At 59.9% G+C, this 19,462-nt stretch carries 19 protein-coding genes and 1 pseudogene; 11 read left to right on the forward strand and 9 right to left on the reverse strand.

Annotation, left to right across the window (positions count from 1 at the left end):
• Window positions 1–3: 3 nt before the first annotated feature.
• From C6Y56_RS22470 to colR, 3 genes are all read right to left on the reverse strand, one after another.
• The gene (locus tag C6Y56_RS22470; protein WP_169431687.1) at window positions 4–672 is read right to left on the reverse strand and encodes a class I SAM-dependent methyltransferase; all 669 of its coding nucleotides are present in this window, start codon (window positions 670–672) and stop codon (window positions 4–6) included.
• A gap of 125 nt (window positions 673–797) precedes the next feature.
• On the reverse strand, window positions 798–2,108 hold the full coding sequence (locus C6Y56_RS22475) for a sensor histidine kinase (RefSeq protein ID WP_169431688.1): 1,311 nt from the start codon (window positions 2,106–2,108) through the stop codon (window positions 798–800).
• Window positions 2,098–2,781 carry a two-component system response regulator ColR gene (colR, locus tag C6Y56_RS22480; RefSeq protein WP_085709546.1) on the reverse strand — a complete coding sequence of 228 codons (684 nt, stop codon included), beginning with the start codon at window positions 2,779–2,781 and terminating at the stop codon, window positions 2,098–2,100. The genes C6Y56_RS22475 and colR overlap by 11 nt, the downstream gene beginning before the upstream one ends.
• 203 nt (window positions 2,782–2,984) lie before the next feature.
• Between colR and C6Y56_RS22485 the strand changes: the two genes are divergently transcribed.
• Together C6Y56_RS22485 and C6Y56_RS22490 are read left to right on the forward strand one after the other, a co-directional pair.
• Window positions 2,985–4,934: an LTA synthase family protein gene (locus C6Y56_RS22485; protein ID WP_169431689.1), complete on the forward strand. Its 1,950-nt coding sequence runs from the start codon at window positions 2,985–2,987 to the stop codon at window positions 4,932–4,934.
• Window positions 4,935–4,986: 52 nt separating this feature from the next.
• Window positions 4,987–5,730, forward strand: coding sequence for a phosphatase PAP2 family protein (locus tag C6Y56_RS22490; RefSeq protein ID WP_169431690.1), 744 nt, complete (start codon window positions 4,987–4,989; stop codon window positions 5,728–5,730).
• Window positions 5,731–5,821: 91 nt separating this feature from the next.
• On the opposite strand, the gene groL is transcribed toward C6Y56_RS22490, so the two are convergent.
• The 4 genes from groL to C6Y56_RS22510 all read right to left on the reverse strand — a co-directional run bounded on the left by groL (window position 5,822) and on the right by C6Y56_RS22510 (window position 9,346).
• Window positions 5,822–7,468 carry a chaperonin GroEL gene (gene groL / locus C6Y56_RS22495; RefSeq protein WP_169431691.1) on the reverse strand — a complete coding sequence of 549 codons (1,647 nt, stop codon included), beginning with the start codon at window positions 7,466–7,468 and terminating at the stop codon, window positions 5,822–5,824.
• Between the two features lie 51 nt (window positions 7,469–7,519).
• The gene (locus C6Y56_RS22500; RefSeq protein WP_011335724.1) at window positions 7,520–7,813 is read right to left on the reverse strand and encodes a co-chaperone GroES; all 294 of its coding nucleotides are present in this window, start codon (window positions 7,811–7,813) and stop codon (window positions 7,520–7,522) included.
• Window positions 7,814–8,072: 259 nt separating this feature from the next.
• A complete protein-coding gene (locus C6Y56_RS22505) occupies window positions 8,073–8,549 on the reverse strand; it encodes an FxsA family protein (RefSeq protein ID WP_169431692.1) in 477 nt (158 codons plus the stop codon).
• A gap of 65 nt (window positions 8,550–8,614) precedes the next feature.
• Window positions 8,615–9,346 (reverse strand): HugZ family protein, encoded by a 732-nt coding sequence (locus C6Y56_RS22510; protein ID WP_169431693.1) that lies wholly within the window; start codon window positions 9,344–9,346, stop codon window positions 8,615–8,617.
• A gap of 162 nt (window positions 9,347–9,508) precedes the next feature.
• Between C6Y56_RS22510 and C6Y56_RS22515 the strand changes: the two genes are divergently transcribed.
• Window positions 9,509–10,267 carry an SDR family oxidoreductase gene (locus C6Y56_RS22515; RefSeq protein ID WP_011335726.1) on the forward strand — a complete coding sequence of 253 codons (759 nt, stop codon included), beginning with the start codon at window positions 9,509–9,511 and terminating at the stop codon, window positions 10,265–10,267.
• A 67-nt stretch (window positions 10,268–10,334) separates the two neighbouring features.
• On the opposite strand, the gene apbC is transcribed toward C6Y56_RS22515, so the two are convergent.
• The gene (gene apbC, locus C6Y56_RS22520) at window positions 10,335–11,429 is read right to left on the reverse strand and encodes an iron-sulfur cluster carrier protein ApbC (protein WP_169431694.1); all 1,095 of its coding nucleotides are present in this window, start codon (window positions 11,427–11,429) and stop codon (window positions 10,335–10,337) included.
• Between the two features lie 159 nt (window positions 11,430–11,588).
• On the opposite strand from apbC, the gene metG reads away from it, so the two are divergent.
• The 8 genes and pseudogenes from metG to C6Y56_RS22560 all read left to right on the forward strand — a co-directional run bounded on the left by metG (window position 11,589) and on the right by C6Y56_RS22560 (window position 18,618).
• The gene (gene metG, locus C6Y56_RS22525; protein WP_169431695.1) at window positions 11,589–13,637 is read left to right on the forward strand and encodes a methionine--tRNA ligase; all 2,049 of its coding nucleotides are present in this window, start codon (window positions 11,589–11,591) and stop codon (window positions 13,635–13,637) included.
• 131 nt (window positions 13,638–13,768) lie between these two features.
• Window positions 13,769–14,338, forward strand: a complete 570-nt coding sequence (locus C6Y56_RS22530) for an electron transport complex protein RnfA (protein ID WP_169431696.1) — start codon at window positions 13,769–13,771, stop codon at window positions 14,336–14,338.
• Between the two features lie 17 nt (window positions 14,339–14,355).
• Window positions 14,356–14,730 (forward strand): annotated as a pseudogene (rsxB, locus tag C6Y56_RS29670) (electron transport complex subunit RsxB); the annotation flags it as partial.
• Window positions 14,731–15,535: 805 nt separating this feature from the next.
• The gene (locus C6Y56_RS22540) at window positions 15,536–16,519 is read left to right on the forward strand and encodes an RnfABCDGE type electron transport complex subunit D (protein WP_169431698.1); all 984 of its coding nucleotides are present in this window, start codon (window positions 15,536–15,538) and stop codon (window positions 16,517–16,519) included.
• Window positions 16,516–17,121: an RnfABCDGE type electron transport complex subunit G gene (locus C6Y56_RS22545; protein ID WP_169431699.1), complete on the forward strand. Its 606-nt coding sequence runs from the start codon at window positions 16,516–16,518 to the stop codon at window positions 17,119–17,121. Before C6Y56_RS22540 ends, C6Y56_RS22545 begins: the two co-directional genes overlap by 4 nt.
• Entirely contained in the window at window positions 17,118–17,696 is a 579-nt protein-coding gene (locus C6Y56_RS22550) for an Rnf-Nqr domain containing protein (protein WP_169431700.1), read from the forward strand. The genes C6Y56_RS22545 and C6Y56_RS22550 overlap by 4 nt, the downstream gene beginning before the upstream one ends.
• Window positions 17,693–18,331: an endonuclease III gene (gene nth / locus C6Y56_RS22555; protein ID WP_169431701.1), complete on the forward strand. Its 639-nt coding sequence runs from the start codon at window positions 17,693–17,695 to the stop codon at window positions 18,329–18,331. The genes C6Y56_RS22550 and nth overlap by 4 nt, the downstream gene beginning before the upstream one ends.
• A 107-nt stretch (window positions 18,332–18,438) precedes the next feature.
• Window positions 18,439–18,618 (forward strand): PA3496 family putative envelope integrity protein, encoded by a 180-nt coding sequence (locus C6Y56_RS22560; protein WP_169431702.1) that lies wholly within the window; start codon window positions 18,439–18,441, stop codon window positions 18,616–18,618.
• Window positions 18,619–18,706: 88 nt separating this feature from the next.
• Here C6Y56_RS22560 and C6Y56_RS22565 read toward each other — a convergent pair whose 3' ends face one another.
• Window positions 18,707–19,333: a response regulator transcription factor gene (locus C6Y56_RS22565; RefSeq protein WP_169431703.1), complete on the reverse strand. Its 627-nt coding sequence runs from the start codon at window positions 19,331–19,333 to the stop codon at window positions 18,707–18,709.
• Window positions 19,334–19,462: the final 129 nt, after the last annotated feature.

Here is a 19,462-nt window from a genome sequence, read left to right on the forward strand (position 1 = left end):
CTCTTACCTCTTGCGTAATACGTAAACTCGCCACATGGCATAGAGCGGAATGAAGTCCAGTTGTTCCTGGATCCTGAATCCCGCCGCTTCGAATTCCTTTTCGACCGTAGCGGCCGGTAACACAAACCGGTTCTGGTAACCTTCCTGTCCGCGCCGTTTCTCGGCGCGCTTGCGTTTCCAGGCCTTGAAATTGCCGTCTACCCACAACGAAATGATCACACTGTCCCGGGTCACGCGTTCGAACTCACGCAAAATTGCCTGCCGATGCTCGGCTTCGCCGATGTGGTGCAGCAGACGCATGCAGAAAATGCTGTCCACGGCATTGTCAGGCAAGGCAATGTCGAACGCCGATGTGTGCAAGGGTTGTACCCGCTTGACCACATCCGCCGGTTGGGCCTGCATCGCCGTCTTGATCATGGACTCGGAATTGTCCGCCCCGATGATCACCCGATTGGGTTTTTCTGCCAGTAACGGCCAGAAACGCCCGGCACCGCACGGCAGATCAAGCACCAGTCCCGGTTCGCCGACCAGGGTCAACGCCTTGCGGGCCAACTGCTGATCACGCCAGTTGGACAGACGACGCCCCAGACCATCCTGGTGCTTGCGCAGGTATTTCTGCGCGTGGTTATCGTCGTACTTCTCGGAAAAATCGAGTTTGATCGGGCCGGCCATCATCGGGACTCCTGAATTGCTGATATCCCCCACCTTATGCAGGGGTGTGTCAGCGTCAGGTCATCCCTTTGTGAAAAAATCGTCGCGTAAACCCACAAACTATTTCAAGGTTATACAGGTTTCGTTCAGGTTGGCAGCTTTTTCGTGCCATTGGGGAGGGATTGGTGTTTGCCCAGATCTACCTCGAAACGGCAGCCATTGGGCTCCATCGTACTCAAAGTAACGCTCCAGCCCTGGTTTTCACAGATGCGCTGCACCAATGACAACCCGAGGCCAAGGCCTTCTCCGCGTTTTTCGTTGCCGCGCACGAACGGCTTGAACATCTCCTCGCGCTTCTCCTCGGGAATGCCTACGCCCGAGTCCTCGACCACGAAGCCGTTGTCATTGAGCGCCAACCGAATGAACCCCTGCTCGGTGTAGTGCAGGGCATTGCGCAGCAGGTTCCCCATCACGGCATTGAGCAATGTGGCGTTGTAAAGAGTGTCCGGCGGGTTGCCCGGCTCGAAAATCAGCTTCAGGCCCTTGGACTCGATCGGCTCGCGCCACACGCCCAACAGATTGTCCGCCACCTGACCGAGACTGTGCCTAGGTGCGGCCCCCGCATCTTCGCGCTGGGCACGGGCCAGCATCAGGAAGGTCTGCACCAGTTCGCGCATTTCTTCGCTGGCACGGGCAATCCGTTCGACCTGAGCGCGGCCGCGCTGATCGATGCCCGGGTTTTCCAGCAGCAGTTCACAGGAACTGGCCAATACCATCAACGGCGTGCGCAGCTCGTGGCTGACGTCACTGGTGAAGAGCCGCTCGCGAGTCAAGGCCTGGCGCAGACGGCCCAGCGTCGCATCGAAGGCCACCGCCAGTTCACCCACTTCATCGGCGGCGTAGTCCGGCGCCAGCGGCGGTGCCAGCCCCAGCAACTGATCGCGGTGACGCACCTGACGTGCCAGCCGGACCACCGGCGCCATCACTTTGCGCGCCAGTACCCAGCCAAGAAATACCGCCAGGGCGAGGCTCAGCACGAAGCCCACCAGTACCACGGCGAACAGCACGCGCTCACGCTCTTCGAAATCGCTCTGATCCTGTAGCAACACGTAGCGCCGACCGTCGACGATTTCGACCATCGCGTGATACGACAGCTGTTCGCGGAAGACTTCGTGGAACCCCGAATCCAGGTGCCGCAGATCCTTGGGCAGCTCGAAATCCCCCGGGCCGCCGCTGAAATAGAACAACTGGTCCGGCTCCGGCCGATGGCTCCAGTCCGAAACGTTGTCCATCAGCAACAGGCGCTGCAGGTCGCCGCCCAATCCAGCGGAAATCAGTTTTTCTTCCACCAGGTGCACGGTCGCGACAATGCCCATGGCGAATGCCCCTGCCACCAGTGCGCTCATCAGTGCGAAAGCGATGATGATCCGCTGGGCAAGGCTCTGCTTAAACTCCATCGCGGCCCTCGGCCAGGCGATAACCTACGCCATGTACGGTGTGCAGCAACGGTTTGGCGAACGGTTTGTCGATCACCTGACGCAACTGGTGGACATGACTGCGCAGGCTGTCGCTGTCCGGACAATCATCGCCCCACAGGGCTTCTTCAAGAATTTCCCGACGCAGGACGTGCGGGCTCTTCTGCATCAGTACCGCAAGCAGTTTCAGGCCGACCGGGTTGAGCTTGAGCAGTTTGCCTTCGCGGGTGACTTCAAGGGTGTCGAGGTCGTAGCTCAGGTCGCCGACCTGCAGGGAACGGCGCCCGCCGCCCTGGGTGCGGCGCATCACTGCCTCGATTCGCGCCGCCAGCTCCGACAATGCGAAAGGTTTGACCAGATAGTCGTCGGCCCCGGACTTGAAACCCTGCAAGCGGTCATCGAGCTGATCGCGGGCGGTGAGCATGATCACCGGCGTGTCGCGACGGGCGTCTTCGCGCAGGCGTTTGCACAGGGTGTAGCCGTCGATGCCCGGCAACATGATGTCGAGCACGATCAGGTCATAGTGCTCGGTGGCGGCCAGATGCAGGCCCGACAGACCGTCCTGGGCGCAATCGACGGTGTAGCCCTTCAGGCCCAGGTAATCGGCCAGGTTGGCCAGGATATCGCGGTTGTCTTCAACCAATAGAATTCGCATGGGCACCTCTTCCGTACACAGTAACGGCCGTCATGGCCCGCGCAGCTTAAGGCCTGTCTCGGCTCAGGGCTAGGGTTGGCGCCCCGACAGATGAAATTGCCCGGACGAAATAAATCTTTAACAAAGTTTTCACTATCGATTCACAACCTGATTACAGTGGCGCCGCGAAACTCCCGCACCATTGATAAAAGGAAAAGAACACAATGGGTTCTCTCAAGACAGCGCCGATGCGCTATCTGTTGTTGGTCACCGGCGCCTGGCTGGTGGTGTTTCTCCTCACCCGCATCGCACTGCTGCTGACTCATCTGGATGAGGCCGGCGGCGGGGCGTTGTCCGTGTTCGGTATCGGCCTGATCTACGATCTGGGCTTTCTCGCCTATGCCGCCTTGCCGTTGGGCCTGTACCTGTTGCTGTGCCCGCAGGCCCTGTGGCGTCGTCGCGGTCACCGCTGGTTCCTTCAGGGACTGCTGACGGTCAGCCTGTACGCCATGCTGTTTACGGCGGTGGCCGAGTGGCTGTTCTGGGATGAGTTCGGGGTTCGCTTCAATTTCATCGCCGTCGATTATCTGGTGTATTCCGACGAAGTGCTGAACAACGTGCTGGAGTCCTACCCGATCGGCAAGTTGCTCAGCATCCTGGCAGTGCTGGCCATCGTGTTGAGTTTCGCGCTGCGCAAACCGTTCAACGCAGCGCTGGATGCACCGCTGCCGCCATTGCGCGGGCGTCTGCTCAATGCACTGGCTCTGCTGGTGGTCGCGGGTCTGAGCCTGCAACTGATCAGCCAGGACGCACCGCGCGCCCAGGGCGGCAACGCCTATCAGAACGAACTGGCGAGCAACGGCCCTTATCAGTTCTTCGCCGCGTTCCGTAACAACGAGCTGGACTACAGCCAGTTCTACAAGAGCCTGCCAGCGGACAAAGTCGCCGGTCAGATTCGAGCCGAGCTGAACGAGCCCAATGCCCGTTTCGTCGGCAAGGATCCTCAGGACATCCGTCGCGATATCGACAACCCGGGCGTCACCCGCAAACCGAACATCGTGCTGGTGACCATCGAGAGCCTCAGCGCCAAGTACCTGGGCAGCAACGGTGACGGCCGCAACCTGACGCCGAACCTCGACGCCTTGCGCAAGCAGAGTCTGTACTTCAACAATTTCTACGCCACCGGCACGCGCACCGACCGGGGTCTGGAAGCCATTACCCTGGCCATTCCACCGACGCCGGGCCGTTCCATCGTCAAGCGCATCGGTCGCGAGAGCGGTTTTGCCAGCCTTGGCCAGCAATTGAGCGCCGTCGGCTATGACAGCGTGTTCGTCTACGGTGGCCGTGGCTACTTCGACAACATGAACGCGTTCTTCAGTGGCAACGGCTATCGCGTTGTCGACCAGAGCAGCGTCGACGAGTCGGAGATTCACTTCAAGAATGCGTGGGGCATGGCCGACGAGGATCTGTACAAACAGACGCTGAAGCTGGCGGACGCCGACTACGCCAAGCAGCAGCCTTTCCTGCTTCAGCTGATGACCACCTCCAACCATCGCCCGTACACCTATCCGGAAAACCGCATCGACATCAAATCGGGCAACGGTCGTGATGGTGCGGTGAAGTACACCGACTACGCCATCGGTCAGTTCCTGGAGCAGGCGCGGCAGAAACCGTGGTTCGACAACACGATCTTCATCTTCGTCGCCGACCATACTGCCGGCAGCGCGGGCAAGGAAGACCTGCCGATCACCAACTACCAGATCCCGCTGTTCATCTATGCACCGAAGCTGATCGAGCCACGGGAGAACGCGCAACTGGCCAGCCAGATCGACCTCGCGCCGACCCTGTTGGGGTTGTTGAACCTGGATTACCAATCGACGTTCTTCGGCCGCAACCTGCTGGCGGACAACCCGCTGCCACCTCGGGTGGTGGTGGGCAACTATCAGCATCTGGGGCTGTTCGACGGCAAGGATCTGGCGATCCTCAGCCCACGCCAGGGCCTGCGCCGGCATGACGATGCGCTGACCGAAAGCCGCGAGTCCCGGGTCGGCAGCGACGACCCGATGGTCAGTCGCGCCATCACGTATTACCAAACCGCCAGTTATGGCTTCAAGCAACAGCTGCTTGGCTGGAAAGCACCCAAGGAGGGTGCCGAGCAAGTCAGCGATCGTTAATCGAGGCGCCCCGGACTGATGCTCCGGGGCGTTTTCCCGTTCAGGATCCCTCATGTCATCAAATGTTGTACGTCCCGCCCCTCGCCCGCTGAACTTCTGGCTTTGCCTGGGAATTCCCGCCGTCGCCGCCACCCTTCTGGTACTGCTCGAACTGACCGATCTGGACATGAATCTGGCGCGAATGTTCTACGACCCCGCCGCCGGCGACTTCATCGGGCGCCACAGTTACTTTCTGGAAAACATCCTTCACGACCGCGCCAAGCAGGTGGTGATCGCGTTTTCAGTGTTCGCCGTCATCGGTTTCATCGGCGCGTTTTTCATCGACCGGATCAAACCCTACAAGCGTGAACTGGGCTGCCTGGTGCTGTCCCTTGGCCTGGCGACCTCATTCGTGACACCGATGAAAGCTGTGACTGCCGTGCAGTGCCCATGGAGCCTTGAGCAATTCGGCGGTCATGAAACCTACAGCAAACTGCTGGAACATCGCCCGCCTACCGACAAGCCCGGCCGCTGCTGGCCCGGTGGTCATGCGGCAACGGGGTTCACCCTGTTTGCGCTGTTCTTCGTGCTGCGTGATCGTCGCCCGCGACTGGCGCGGCAGGCGTTCATCTTTGCCTTTGCGCTGGGTTCGGTGTTTTCGATCAGCCGGATGATGCAGGGCGCACACTTCTTTTCCCACAACGTGTGGACGGCGATCTTCTGCTGGCTGATCTGCCTGGGGTCGTATTACTGGGTGCTGTATCGCCCGACCGTCAAAGCAGAAGCGGCCATGAAGGCACAACCGGTAAACGCCTGATGACTTGAAGGCCGGACAACAAAATCAGGGCAATAAAAAAAACCCGTCTGCTCTCGCAGACGGGGTTTTTCGTTACAGGGGTAAGGCTGGCTTACATCATGCCGCCCATGCCACCCATGCCGCCCATGTCTGGCATACCGCCGCCAGTAGCACCGTCTTTCTTCGGTGCGTCAGCAACAGCGGCTTCGGTGGTCAGGATCAGACCGCCGATGGACGCTGCGGCTTGCAGAGCCGAACGGGTCACCTTGGTTGGGTCCAGGATGCCCATTTCGATCATGTCGCCGTATTCGCCGGAAGCAGCGTTGTAACCGAAGTTACCTTTGCCGTTTTTGACTTCGTTGACGACTACGCTTGGCTCGTCACCGGAGTTGGCAGCGATCTGACGCAGCGGCGCTTCAACAGCGCGACGCAGCACAGCGATACCGACGTTCTGGTCAGCGTTGTCGCCGGTCAGTTCGGTCAGGGCTTCCAGAGCACGGATCAGCGCAACGCCACCGCCAGGTACCACGCCTTCTTCAACGGCTGCACGGGTTGCGTGCAGGGCGTCTTCAACGCGGGCTTTCTTCTCTTTCATTTCGACTTCGGAACCGGCGCCAACCTTGATCACTGCAACGCCGCCGGACAGCTTGGCCAGACGCTCTTGCAGTTTTTCACGGTCGTAGTCCGAGGAAGTTTCGGCAACCTGGGCACGGATCTGAGCGATGCGGGCTTCGATGTCGCCTTGAACGCCAGCACCGTCAACGATGATGGTGTTTTCCTTGGACAGGGTGACGCGCTTGGCGTTGCCCAGGTGTTCCAGGGTGGTGCTTTCCAGGCTCAGGCCGATCTCTTCGGAGATCACGGTACCGCCGGTCAGAACGGCGATGTCCTGCAGCATGGCCTTGCGACGGTCGCCGAAGCCTGGAGCCTTGACGGCTGCGACTTTAACGATGCCACGCATGTTGTTCACAACCAGAGTCGCCAGGGCTTCGCCTTCAACGTCTTCGGCCACGATCAGCAGTGGACGGCCGGCTTTGGCAACGGCTTCCAGTACTGGCAGCATTTCGCGGATGTTCGAGATCTTCTTGTCGACCAGCAGGATCAGCGGGCCGTCGAGCTCGGCGACCATGGTGTCCGGCTTGTTGACGAAGTACGGAGACAGGTAACCACGGTCGAACTGCATGCCTTCTACAACCGACAGTTCGTTTTCCAGGCCCGAGCCTTCCTCAACGGTGATCACGCCTTCTTTACCGACTTTCTCCATGGCTTCGGCAATGATGTCGCCGATGGAGTTGTCGGAGTTGGCGGAGATGGTGCCAACCTGAGCGATGGCCTTGGTGTCAGCGCATGGCTTGGACAGGGCTTTGAGCTCTTTGACGATCGCGATGGTCGCTTTGTCGATACCGCGTTTCAGGTCCATCGGGTTCATGCCGGCAGCGACGGCTTTCAGGCCTTCGTTGACGATCGACTGAGCCAGAACAGTAGCGGTGGTAGTACCGTCACCGGCGTCATCGTTGGCACGGGAGGCAACGTCTTTGACCAGCTGCGCGCCCATGTTTTCGAAGCGATCTTCGAGTTCGATTTCTTTGGCGACGGACACGCCGTCCTTGGTGATGGTCGGAGCGCCGAAGCTCTTCTCGAGGATCACGTTACGGCCTTTCGGGCCCAGGGTTGCTTTTACCGCGTCAGCCAGAACGTTGACGCCTTTGAGCATTTTGGAGCGAGCGGCATCGCCGAATTTAACTTCTTTAGCAGCCATGATCGATATTCCTTAAATACTTTGTAGTAGCGGGAAAATGAACGGGGGTAATCAGCCTTCGATAACGGCGAGGATTTCGTTCTCGCTCATTACCAGCAGGTCTTCGCCGTCGACTTTCACAGTGTTGCTGCCGGAGTACGGACCGAACACAACCTTGTCGCCTACCTTCACGGACAGTGCGCGCACTTCACCGCTTTCCAGTGCCTTGCCCGGGCCTACAGCCAGAATCTCACCGTGGTTGGCTTTTTCAGCAGCCGAACCTGGCAGGACGATACCGCCAGCGGTTTTCTTTTCTTCTTCGCTGCGACGGATGACGACGCGGTCATGCAGAGGACGAAGCTTCATTGTCGATCTCTCCTAATTGTGGTTTTCATCGGCCGGTGTAGTCCCGGCGGGTTTAACGAATCCGGCCTGCGCCGGTTGCGGTTCGTCGAGCGAGCCGCGGAAGTCTGTCCGGTTCAAATACCGGAAACCTTTCGGTGACCGATACATAAGGGCGCATAAGCTTATTACAAGGGCAGGCCCAAAATTTTTTCATCGCGGCTTGTCATAAGCGCGGCCGTAAACGAACACGGCACCCGAAGGTGCCGTGTGAGTGAGGAGGTCAGTGGGTGTCGCGGTGTTCGAACTCGCCTTCGATCACATCGCCTTCGCGGCCCAGAGGCTGGCGCGGTGCGGGACCGCCGCGAGGTTGCAGGTCATCGGCGAACGCACGCTGACGCATGGCCTGTTCTTCGGCGCGCTGGCGCATCTTGTTGGCGAACAGGCGTCGGCTGAACGGCAACAGCAGCACCAGACCGACCACATCGCTGATGAAGCCCGGCAGGATCAACAGGCCACCGGCCAGGGCCAGCATCAGGCCTTCGAGCATGGTTTGCGCAGGCAGCTCGCCGCGGTTCAGGCTTTCACGGGCACGCAGGGCGGTTGCCAGTCCGGCGATACGCAGCACAAATACGCCGAACATCGAGCCGAGAATGATCAGCAGCAGGGCCGGGAAAAATCCGATCGATCCTGCCACTTTGACGAATACGAACAGCTCCAACACCGGGAACAGCAGAAAGAGCAACAAAAAAGGGCGCATCAAAGTTTCCTCAACGCAAGAAATGCCTTGCAGTAAGCCTTAGATGACGTCGCCCTTTCGTGAATTCAAGCGTCGGCCACCGCATTTTTTGGCCAGACCTCGGCGTGAGCCAGAGAAACCAAGGCTTCGCGCACTTGTATCGGCGTGTGACAAGGCGCTTGAAACGGCAGCCAGTACAGCGCCTGACCGATGCGCAGATGCATGCCTTCAGTGTCGATCCCGGCCATTTGTGCCGGAACGGTTTTCGGCAGCCCGGCGAGGTCGACGTAATGCGCGATGGCCTTGGCGTGGTCGCTGTTCATGTGCTCGACCATGCTGATCTCGGCCTTGCCGGCGAACGGGTTGGCCAGGGTCAAGTGATCAATCCAGTGGATTGCGCCGAAACCGCCGATGTAACGATGGCGCACCGGTTTGAGCACCCAGAAATCGAAGTCATGGGCCTTGTGGTAATTCTGCGAATCGGGGAAATAACGGTAGTAGCGCTCGGCGGCAGCTTCGATGGCTGCGGCGTCTTCGAGCTTTTCCGCTTCGGCCAGATAGGTCAGGCGACCAACGGCTTGCACATCGTCAGCCTCGCGCTCACCCACCAGCAGCGAACATTTCGGATCTTTCTGCAGGTTGTGAGTGTGCTGGGCGATACGGCTGATCAGGATCAGCGGCCGGCCCTGCTCGTCCAGGCAGTAGGGAACCACGGAGCCAAACGGAAAACCGGGCATTGATTTTGAGTGGGTCGACAGCACGCCACGGTATTCCTTGAGAAGCAATTCTCGGGCATTCTTAGCCGCTTCAACGCTCAATTTATGACTCCTTAAATAGAATCCGTCGAAAAAACGGACGGGCAACCTGGATACGTCCCGGTCGCCATCGGGGCAGTTCTCATGTGCAGCCAGGCCATGTCGGGCGCAGATCGAGAGGCTCTCTAAAGGACACCACTCTTACCTGCTCTCGGGGGCATGCGAATGCAACTCAACGACAAAGTAATCATTATCACTGGCGGTTGCCAAGGTTTGGGCCGCTCGATGGCCGAGTATTTCGCAGGCAAGGGCGCGAAGCTGGCGCTGGTCGACCTGAACCAGGAAAAACTCGATGACGCCGTCGCGGCCTGCAAGGCCAAGGGTGTCGAGGCGCGCAGCTATCTGTGCAACGTCGCCAACGAAGAGCAGGTGACACACATGGTTGCCCAGGTCGCCGAAGACTTCGGCGCGATCCACGGCCTGATCAACAACGCCGGGATCCTGCGCGACGGCCTGCTGCTCAAGGTCAAGGACGGCGAGATGACCAAGATGAGCCTGGCCCAGTGGCAGGCGGTGATCGACGTCAACCTGACCGGCGTGTTCCTCTGCACCCGTGAAGTGGCGGCGAAAATGGTCGAGCTGAAGAACAGCGGCGCGATCATCAACATCTCGTCGATCTCCCGCGCGGGCAACGTCGGCCAGACCAACTACTCCGCCGCCAAGGCCGGCGTCGCGGCGGCGACGGTGACCTGGGCCAAGGAACTGGCGCGCTACGGCATTCGCGTGGCGGGCATTGCACCGGGCTTCATCGAAACCGAGATGACCCTGGGCATGAAGCCCGAAGCACTGGAGAAAATGACCTCAGGCATTCCGCTCAAGCGCATGGGCAAGCCGGAAGAGATCGCCCATTCGGCGGCGTACATCTTCGAGAACGACTACTACACCGGCCGGATTCTGGAGATGGATGGCGGGTTGCGCATCTGACCTGTGTCGCGCAATGAAAAACGCCCCGGTGCACAGGCACCGGGGCGTTTTGTTTAAACCACAGGCATCAATCGTCGCTGATAGTGATGTTCGGCATCGCCGGCGAAGCCGCTTCCTGCAACACGATCCGCGCACCGACGTGGCGGGCCAGTTCCTGATAGACCATGGCGATCTGGCTGTCCGGCTCGGCAATCACCGTCGGTTTGCCGCCATCGGCCTGTTCGCGGATCAGCATCGACAGCGGCAACGAGGCCAGCAGTTCGACGCCGAACTGGGTCGCCAGCTTCTCGCCACCGCCCTCACCGAACAGATGCTCGGCATGCCCGCAGTTCGAGCAGATGTGCACCGCCATGTTCTCCACCACGCCCAGCACCGGAATGTTGACCTTGCGGAACATCTCCACGCCTTTGCGCGCATCGAGCAGCGCCAGATCCTGCGGCGTGGTGACGATCACCGCGCCGGCCACCGGCACTTTCTGCGCCAGGGTCAGCTGAATGTCGCCGGTGCCTGGCGGCATGTCGATGATCAGGTAATCCAGGTCGCCCCAGGCAGTTTGCGTCACCAGTTGCAGCAGCGCCCCGGAGACCATCGGCCCGCGCCAGACCATCGGCGTGTTGTCGTCGGTCAGGAAGGCCATCGACATCACTTCGACGCCATGGGCCTGAAGCGGCACAAACCACTTCTGGTCCTTGATCTGCGGGCGGGTGCCCTCGGGGATGCCGAACATGATGCCCTGGCTCGGGCCGTAGATATCGGCGTCGAGAATCCCGACCTTCGCACCTTCACGGGCCAGCGCCAGGGCCAGGTTGGCGGCGGTGGTGGATTTGCCCACACCGCCCTTGCCGGATGCCACTGCAACCACGTTCTTGACGTTGGCCAGCCCCGGAATCTGAGCCTGGGCCTTGTGCGCGGCGATCACGCTGTTGACTTCGACCTTGGCCGACACCACGCCATCGAGGTTTTCGATGGCCAGTTGCAGCATTTGCGCCCAGCCGCTCTTGAACAGACCGGCGGCATAACCGATTTCCAGCTGCACGCTGACGCGGTCGCCGGCAATTTCGATGTTGCGCACGCAACCGGCGCTGACCGGGTCCCGGTTCAGGTAGGGGTCGGTGTATTGGCTGAGGACGGCTTCCACCGCTGCGCGAGTGACGGCGCTCATGGGCAACTCCGATAACAAGACTGGGAAAAGAAAGATGGCGGGTATCCTACCCCTTCTGTCCTCCGGACGGCATGCCCGGCAACGATTTGCAGGGGTGAAATATCTTTCCCGGCGCTTTATAGTGGCCGACCTCCGTTTCATCAAGTAGCGAAGCCCCACATGTCCGAACCACGCAAGATTCTCGTCACCAGCGCCCTGCCCTACGCCAACGGTTCGATCCACCTTGGCCACATGCTGGAATACATCCAGACCGATATGTGGGTGCGCTTCCAGAAGCATCGCGGCAATCAGTGCATTTATGTCTGCGCCGACGACGCCCACGGTTCGGCGATCATGCTGCGCGCGGAAAAGGAAGGCATCACCCCGGAACAACTGATCGCCAACGTCCAGGCTGAACACAGCGCCGACTTTGCCGAGTTCCTGGTGGACTTCGACAACTTCCACTCCACTCACGCCGAAGAAAACCGTGAGCTGTCGAGCCAGATCTACCTGAAGCTGCGTGACGCCGGGCACATCGCCCAACGTTCGATCACCCAGTATTTCGACCCGGAAAAGAAAATGTTCCTGGCCGACCGCTTCATCAAGGGCACCTGCCCGAAATGCGGCACCGAAGACCAGTACGGCGACAACTGCGAAAAATGCGGCGCGACCTACGCACCGACCGACCTGAAGGATCCGAAGTCGGCCATCTCCGGCGCCACCCCGGTGCTCAAGGATTCCCAGCACTTCTTCTTCAAGTTGCCGGACTTCCAGCAGATGCTGCAGACCTGGACCCGCAGTGGCACTCTGCAGGACGCTGTGGCCAACAAGATCGCCGAATGGCTGGACGCCGGCCTGCAACAGTGGGACATCTCCCGCGATGCGCCGTACTTCGGCTTCGAGATCCCGGGCGAGCCGGGCAAGTATTTCTACGTGTGGCTGGACGCACCGATCGGCTACATGGCCAGCTTCAAGAACCTGTGCAACCGCACGCCGGAGCTGGACTTCGACGCGTTCTGGGGCAAGGACTCCACCGCCGAGCTGTACCACTTCATCGGCAAGGACATCGTCAACTTCCATGCCCTGTTCTGGCCGGCGATGCTCGAAGGCGCGGGTTTCCGCAAACCGACCGGGATCAACGTACACGGCTACCTGACCGTCAACGGTCAGAAGATGTCCAAGTCCCGCGGCACCTTCATCAAGGCCCGTACCTACCTGGATCACCTGTCGCCGGAATACCTGCGCTACTACTACGCGGCCAAACTCGGCCGTGGCGTGGACGACCTCGACCTGAACCTCGAAGACTTCGTGCAGAAGGTCAACTCCGATCTGGTCGGCAAAGTGGTCAACATCGCCAGCCGCTGCGCCGGTTTCATCCAGAAGGGCAACGCCGGCCTGCTGGTGGACAAAAACGCCGCACCGGAACTGACCGACGCATTCCTGGCCGCTGCGCCGAGCATCGCCGACGCCTATGAAGCCCGCGACTTCGCCCGCGCCATGCGTGAAACCATGGCACTGGCCGACCGCGCCAACGCCTGGATCGCCGACAAGGCGCCATGGTCGCTGAACAAACAGGAAGGCAAGCAGGATGAAGTCCAGGCGGTCTGCGCCACGGCGATCAACCTGTTCCGCCAGCTGGTGATCTTCCTCAAACCGGTGCTGCCAGTGCTGGCCGCCGATGCCGAGGCGTTCCTCAACGTCGCCCCGCTGACCTGGAACGACCACACCACCCTGCTGGCCAACCACCAGTTGAACGAATTCAAGCCGTTGATGACCCGCATCGACCCGGTAAAAGTGCAAGCCATGACCGACGCCTCGAAAGAAGACCTGACCGCCAGCCAGACCGACACCGGCGCCGCGCCTGCCGGCAATGGCGAACTGGCCAAGGATCCGCTGTCACCGGAAATCGATTTCGACACCTTCGCCGCCGTCGACCTGCGCGTGGCACTGATCGTCAAGGCCGAACATGTTGAAGGCGCGGACAAGCTGTTGCGTCTGACCCTCGACATCGGTGACGAGCAACGCAACGTGTTCTCCGGAATCAAGAGCGCTTACCCGGATCCGTCGAAACTCGACGGTCGCCTGACCATGATGATCGCCAACCTCAAGCCACGGAAAATGAAGTTCGGCATCTCCGAAGGCATGGTGATGGCAGCCGGCCCTGGCGGTGAAGAAATCTACCTGCTGAGCCCGGACAGCGGCGCCAAGCCGGGTCAGCGCATCAAGTAAGGTTTTGCACTGATCGATCCCACAGGCGTACCCCGTGCGCCTGTGGGATTTTTCATATCTGGCCCACCCGTCATGGCGGCCGGAAAATGCCTAATCTTAAGTGACATCCGCCCGCTCTCACCGGCAGAACCATGACCGAACTCGTGCTTACGCTTTTCAGTGCTGCGCTGATCAACAACTTCGTGTTGCACTGGCCGCTGGGCGTCGATCCGCTGCTGGCCGGCGAACGCCGTCAGGTGCATGCGCTGGGGCTGGCGACGTTGTGTCTGATGTTGATTGTCGGCGTGACGGGTTACGCGATCGGGCATTGGCTGCTGGTGCCATTGCAACTGGAGTTCCTGCGGATGCTTGTGTTCCTGCCGCTGAGCGTGCTGCTGATCGCACCTTTGCTGAAGTTGCTGACGCGATGGCGACCCGATATGCCTTTTGACGGTTTGTGGCCGCTGCTGCTGGGCAACGCGGGTGTGCTGGGGCTGACACTGATCAACGCGCAAGCAGATAAAGGCCTGCTTCATGCGACAGCGCTGAGCCTGGGTGCCGGACTGGGTTTCTGGCTGGTGTTGAGCCTGTTCAGCGATTTGCGTGAGCGCACGGCCGACAACGATATTCCCCTGCCCTTTCGTGGCCTGCCGATCCAGTTGATCGGCGCCGGACTGATGGCCGTGGCTTTTCTCGGATTCAGTGGACTGATCAAAACATGAGTCTGATTCAACGCATCGACGCCTTGCTGCCGCAGACCCAATGTGGCAAGTGCGGCCATCCCGGATGCAAACCCTACGCGGAAGGCATCGCCGCCGGTGAGCCGATCAACAAGTGCCCGCCCGGTGGCGACGAAACCATCGCGGCGCTGGCCGAACTGTTGAAAATCCCGGTGCTGGAACTGGACATCAGCCGTGGTTCGGCGCCACCGCAAGTGGCCTATATCCGCGAAGCCGAATGCATCGGCTGCACCAAGTGCATTCAAGCCTGCCCGATCGACGCCATCGTTGGTGCGGCGAAACTGATGCACACAGTGATCATCGACGAATGCACCGGTTGCGATCTGTGCGTAGCGCCCTGCCCGGTGGACTGCATTGAAATGCACCCGCTGCCGCTGGGCACGCTGCCGGTGGTTGGAGGCCTGGCCAACAGCCTCGAAGAACAACAGGCACGCACCAAAAAGCGCGATCACGCCCGCCTGCGCTTCGAACGGCGCAACGCTCGTCTGCAACGCGAAGAACAGCAGAAACAGGCCGAACGCGAGGCTCGGGCGCAGCGCGCGGCACAGGTTGAAGTTGCGTCCGCCACGCTTGATCCGGTGCAGGCGGCACTGGAGCGGGTGCGTGCTCAGAAAGCCGTAACCGCCGACGCCGCGCTGAAAAAGGCCAAGATCGACGTGGCGATGAGCCGAGCTCAGTTGCACAAGTCGCTGAAAGCCTTCGGTCATCCGCCGACCTTCGAACAGCAGTCGCAACTGATCGTGTTGCAGCAGCAATTCGAAGCCGCCGAACAGGCCCTGACGAAACTGGAAAGCAGCGCCACACCTGCGCCGGCCGTGGCGGCCCCAGCAAAAGACGCCGACCTGAAACGGGCGAAAATCCAGCTGGCGATGCGCCGGGCCGAGCTGAAAAAGGCCCAGACCGCAGAGGCTCCGCCGGAGCAGATTGCAGCACTGGAACAAGCCCTGCGTGACGCCGAACAAGCGTTGCACGACGCCGAAGCCGCGAGCGACCAACCGCTGCCCGACCTTGTGCGCGTGGAGAAACGTCCGATCGACAACCAGCTTCGTCAGCTGAAAACCGAATTGGCCTACGCGCGCGCCGAGCTGAACAAACTGCAACGACGCGAAGGCACTCCAGTCGAAGTCCTCGACAAGGCCCGCACCCGCCTGCAAGAGGCCGAGCGGCAGGTACAAGCCCATGTCATTCATTGAAACCAGAGACGAGCGCCTGCAACAGGCAATGAAGCAGGTTCTGCTGGCGACATTGCCGGGGTTGCTGGCGTTGTTCTGGTTTTACGGCTGGGGCGTGTTGATCAACCTGATCCTGTCCGTCGTCACAGCCTTGAGCGTCGAAGCCGCCGTGACATCTCTGCGCCGGCAACCGCTGCAATCCACATTGACCGATGGCAGCGCAGTGGTCAGCGCCACGCTGCTGGCCATCGCCCTGCCGCCTTACTGCCCGTGGTGGCTGACGGTCACAGCAATCGGCTCAGGCCTGCTGTTGGGCAAACACTTGTACGGTGGCGTGGGCCGAAACCCTTTCAATCCGGCCATGCTCGGTTTTGCCGTGGCGATGGTGATGTTCCCGCAGCCGATGACCCATTGGCCGGCCCATGGGATGGATCTGACGGCGGCTGTTGGCCAGGTGTTCAACCTGGGCACGCAACCGGACGCCTGGGTCCAGGCCACGGCGCTGGACAGCCTGCGTATCAACAAAAGCCTGACTATCGATGAATTGTTTGCCACCCACCCGGCATTCGGCCGTTTCGGTGGACATGGCGTGGAGTGGGTGAACCTGGCGTTTCTCGCCGGTGGACTGTTTCTGCTACAACGCCGGGCGATTGGCTGGCACGCACCGGTCGGCATGCTCGCCAGCCTGTTCATCATCAGCCTGCTGTGCTGGAACGGCTCGGGGTCGGATTCCCATGGCTCGCCACTGTTTCATCTGCTGAGCGGCGCAACCATGCTGGGGGCATTCTTCATCGTCACTGAACCGGTTTCCGGTGCAAAAAGTACCCTCGCTCGCTTGCTGTTCGGCGTGGGCGTCGGCCTGCTGACTTATCTGATTCGTACCTGGGGCGGTTATCCCGACGGCGTGGCGTTCGCGGTGTTGCTGATGAACCTCTGCGTGCCGGCGCTGGAACGCCTTGCCGCTGCCCGTCAGACGCAGGTGACGCCATGAACCGCGCGAGCAGCCTGATGACCTTGGTGCTGCTGGCGACTGCAGGCGTCGGCGTGACTTACATTGTGCAACGCAGCAATGCCTCGCACATCGCCGCCGAACAGCGCCAGCTCGAAAATCGCAAATGGCTGGATGTGCTTTCAGTCGATGCGTACGACAACCAACCTCTGGAACAACCTTTGGCGCTGACTGGCACCGACCTGAGTCACAGCCTGCTGCTGGGCGGTTATCGTGCGACCAAAGCCGGTCAACCCGTGGCGGTGCTGCTCCTCAGCCAGACTGAAGGTTATGCGGGGAGCATCGAGTTGCTGATTGCCATCGATGCCAATGGCCGATTGCTCGGTGTGAAAACCCTTGAGCAATCTGAAACGCCGGCACTGGGCGGGCATATCGGTGACTGGCCAAATAGCTGGTTGCAGGCGTTTATCGGCAAATCCGGCAGCCAACCGACAGATGCCGGATGGGCCTTGAAAAAGGATCAGGGGCAATTCGACCAGATCGCGGGCGCAACCATGACCTCCCGCGCGGCCATCAACGCCATCCACGATGCCCTGCGCTATTTCGATGATCACCGCACGACCCTGCTGGGGAGCGCGCCATGAACACGTCAGCGACACTGTCGAATTCAATGATGCTGGTGCTGTTGATCGGCGCCACCGACGCCGTGGCCGGTGCGCTGGCGACTCTGTTGCTGTTCACCGTTGTGGTGAGCGCGTATGGCTTGTGCATGGCAGCGCTGCGCGTACGCCTGAGCAACGAGAGCCTGTTGCCGGTCAGTCTGGTGCTGGCCGCGACCCTGGCCGGCTGCGCCGATATTCTGCTGCAAAGCGCGTCGGTGCAGTGGCATCAGCAGATCAGCCTGTACACGGGACTGATCGGCCTGCAATGCGTTGTACTGGAACACAATGGATTTTTTCGCCTGCCGATCAATGGAAAACTGAAACTGTGCGGGCTGTTTGCCGCGCTGATGACAGTGCTGGCCGTGTTGCGCGAACTGATCGGTCAGGTCAGCATCGGCCATCATCTGTTTGAACACTGGCAAGGCTTGATCCCGTTTGCCGACGGCCTGCATTTCGCGACGCTGGCGCCTGGCGCCTTCATACTGCTGGGATTGTTGCTCGCTGCCCGTCAGGCCTGGACCCGCCCCGCCCCATCCGAGGAAACGCATCACCCATGAATGCCGCCAAACGCCTGGAGATCTTCCGCAGGTTTCACGAGGACAATCCCGAGCCCAAGACTGAACTGGCCTATTCTTCACCTTTCGAGCTGTTGATTGCGGTGATCCTGTCCGCGCAGTCGACGGATGTCGGGGTGAACAAGGCGACCGCGAAACTGTTCCCGGTAGCCAATACGCCAGCGGCCATTCACGCGTTGGGCGTGGAAGGCTTGTCCGAGTACATCAAGACGATCGGTCTGTATAACAGCAAGGCCAAAAACGTGATCGAGACCTGCCGCCTGCTGATGGAACTGCACGATAGCCAGGTCCCGCAGACACGCGAAGAACTGGAGGCCCTGCCCGGCGTAGGCCGCAAGACCGCCAACGTCGTGCTCAACACGGCTTTTCGTCAGCTGACCATGGCTGTCGATACGCACATTTTCCGGGTAAGCAACCGCACGGGCATTGCCCCGGGCAAAAATGTGGTCGAGGTGGAAAAGAAGTTGATGAAGTTTGTACCAAAAGAGTATCTGCTGGACTCCCACCACTGGCTGATTCTGCACGGGCGCTATGTATGTCTGGCGCGCAAGCCGCGCTGTGGCAGCTGCCGGATCGAAGATCTGTGCGAGTACAAACACAAAACCTCTGACGATTGATCGGCTATTGGATTTATCGATTCGTCGATTGAAAAAATCTTTTTTACCCGTAGCAGGAATATCGATATAAGGAGCGCCAAAGGCAGTCTTAGCCTGGAGTTAACCTTATGACTGACAGCAAAGAACAACTGGACGTAGATGACGACTTCGTCGCTGCAGATGCCGACGACGCCGAGCCTGTGGTCGAAGTCGCCAAGACCAACCTCAGCAAGCGCCGCACCATCGATAACCTGCTCGAGGAGCGCCGACTGCAGAAGCAATTGGCCGATTACGATTTTGATCTGTGACATTTGAAAGCCTCCCGCAACGGAGGCTTTTTATTTTTTGCTGCAAGTCGATACCGATCCGCCCATGATCCCTCGACGGTTGAAGCCGTCAGACCAGCCCATTACGCTGGGCCAGCTCGATCAGATCCACCAGAGAGCGCGCATTGAGTTTCAACAGCAAGCGGGTCTTGTAGGTGCTGACAGTCTTGTTGCTGAGAAACATGCCATCAGCGATTTCCTTGTTGGTCCTGCCCCTTGCCAATTGTTGCAGCACCATCATCTCGCGTCCGGACAGGCGATCAACCATGTCGGCCTCACTGGCATTGCCCAGACTGGTCCGCACAGTATGCAAGGCCTGATTGGGAAAGTAGCTGTATCCGGACAGCACAGCCTTTATTGCGCTGAGCAGTTCGGTCAGATCCTGTTGCTTGCAAACATATCCCGCAGCCCCCGACTGCATGCAGCGCATGGAAAAATGGCCCGGGGCCTGAGAGGTCAGCACCAACACTTTCAAAGGCATCGCGCTCGTCGTCAGACGCGCAATGACTTCCAGTCCATCAAGTTTTGGTATGCCGATATCCAGAATGACAATATCGGGCATCTGGTCGCGGGCCAGTTGTAATGCATCCACTCCATTATCCGTTTCTGCAACGACTTCGTAGCCATGACGTTCCATCAGCATACGCACAGCAAGACGAATGACGGGATGATCATCCACGATCAACACTTTATTCATGGGCAAGTCCAGTTTCGCTGTTCGATTTTTTAGAACCGGCACAATAACGTAGTCGTTTCATGCTTGGCATAGCAAAGTTCCTTTGCACCTGCAGCGAGAGACGCCTCCTACAGGCAATAAAGATTTATC

The organism is Pseudomonas fluorescens, assembly GCF_012974785.1.
GTDB classification, from domain to species: Bacteria; Pseudomonadota; Gammaproteobacteria; order Pseudomonadales; family Pseudomonadaceae; genus Aquipseudomonas; species Aquipseudomonas fluorescens_BT.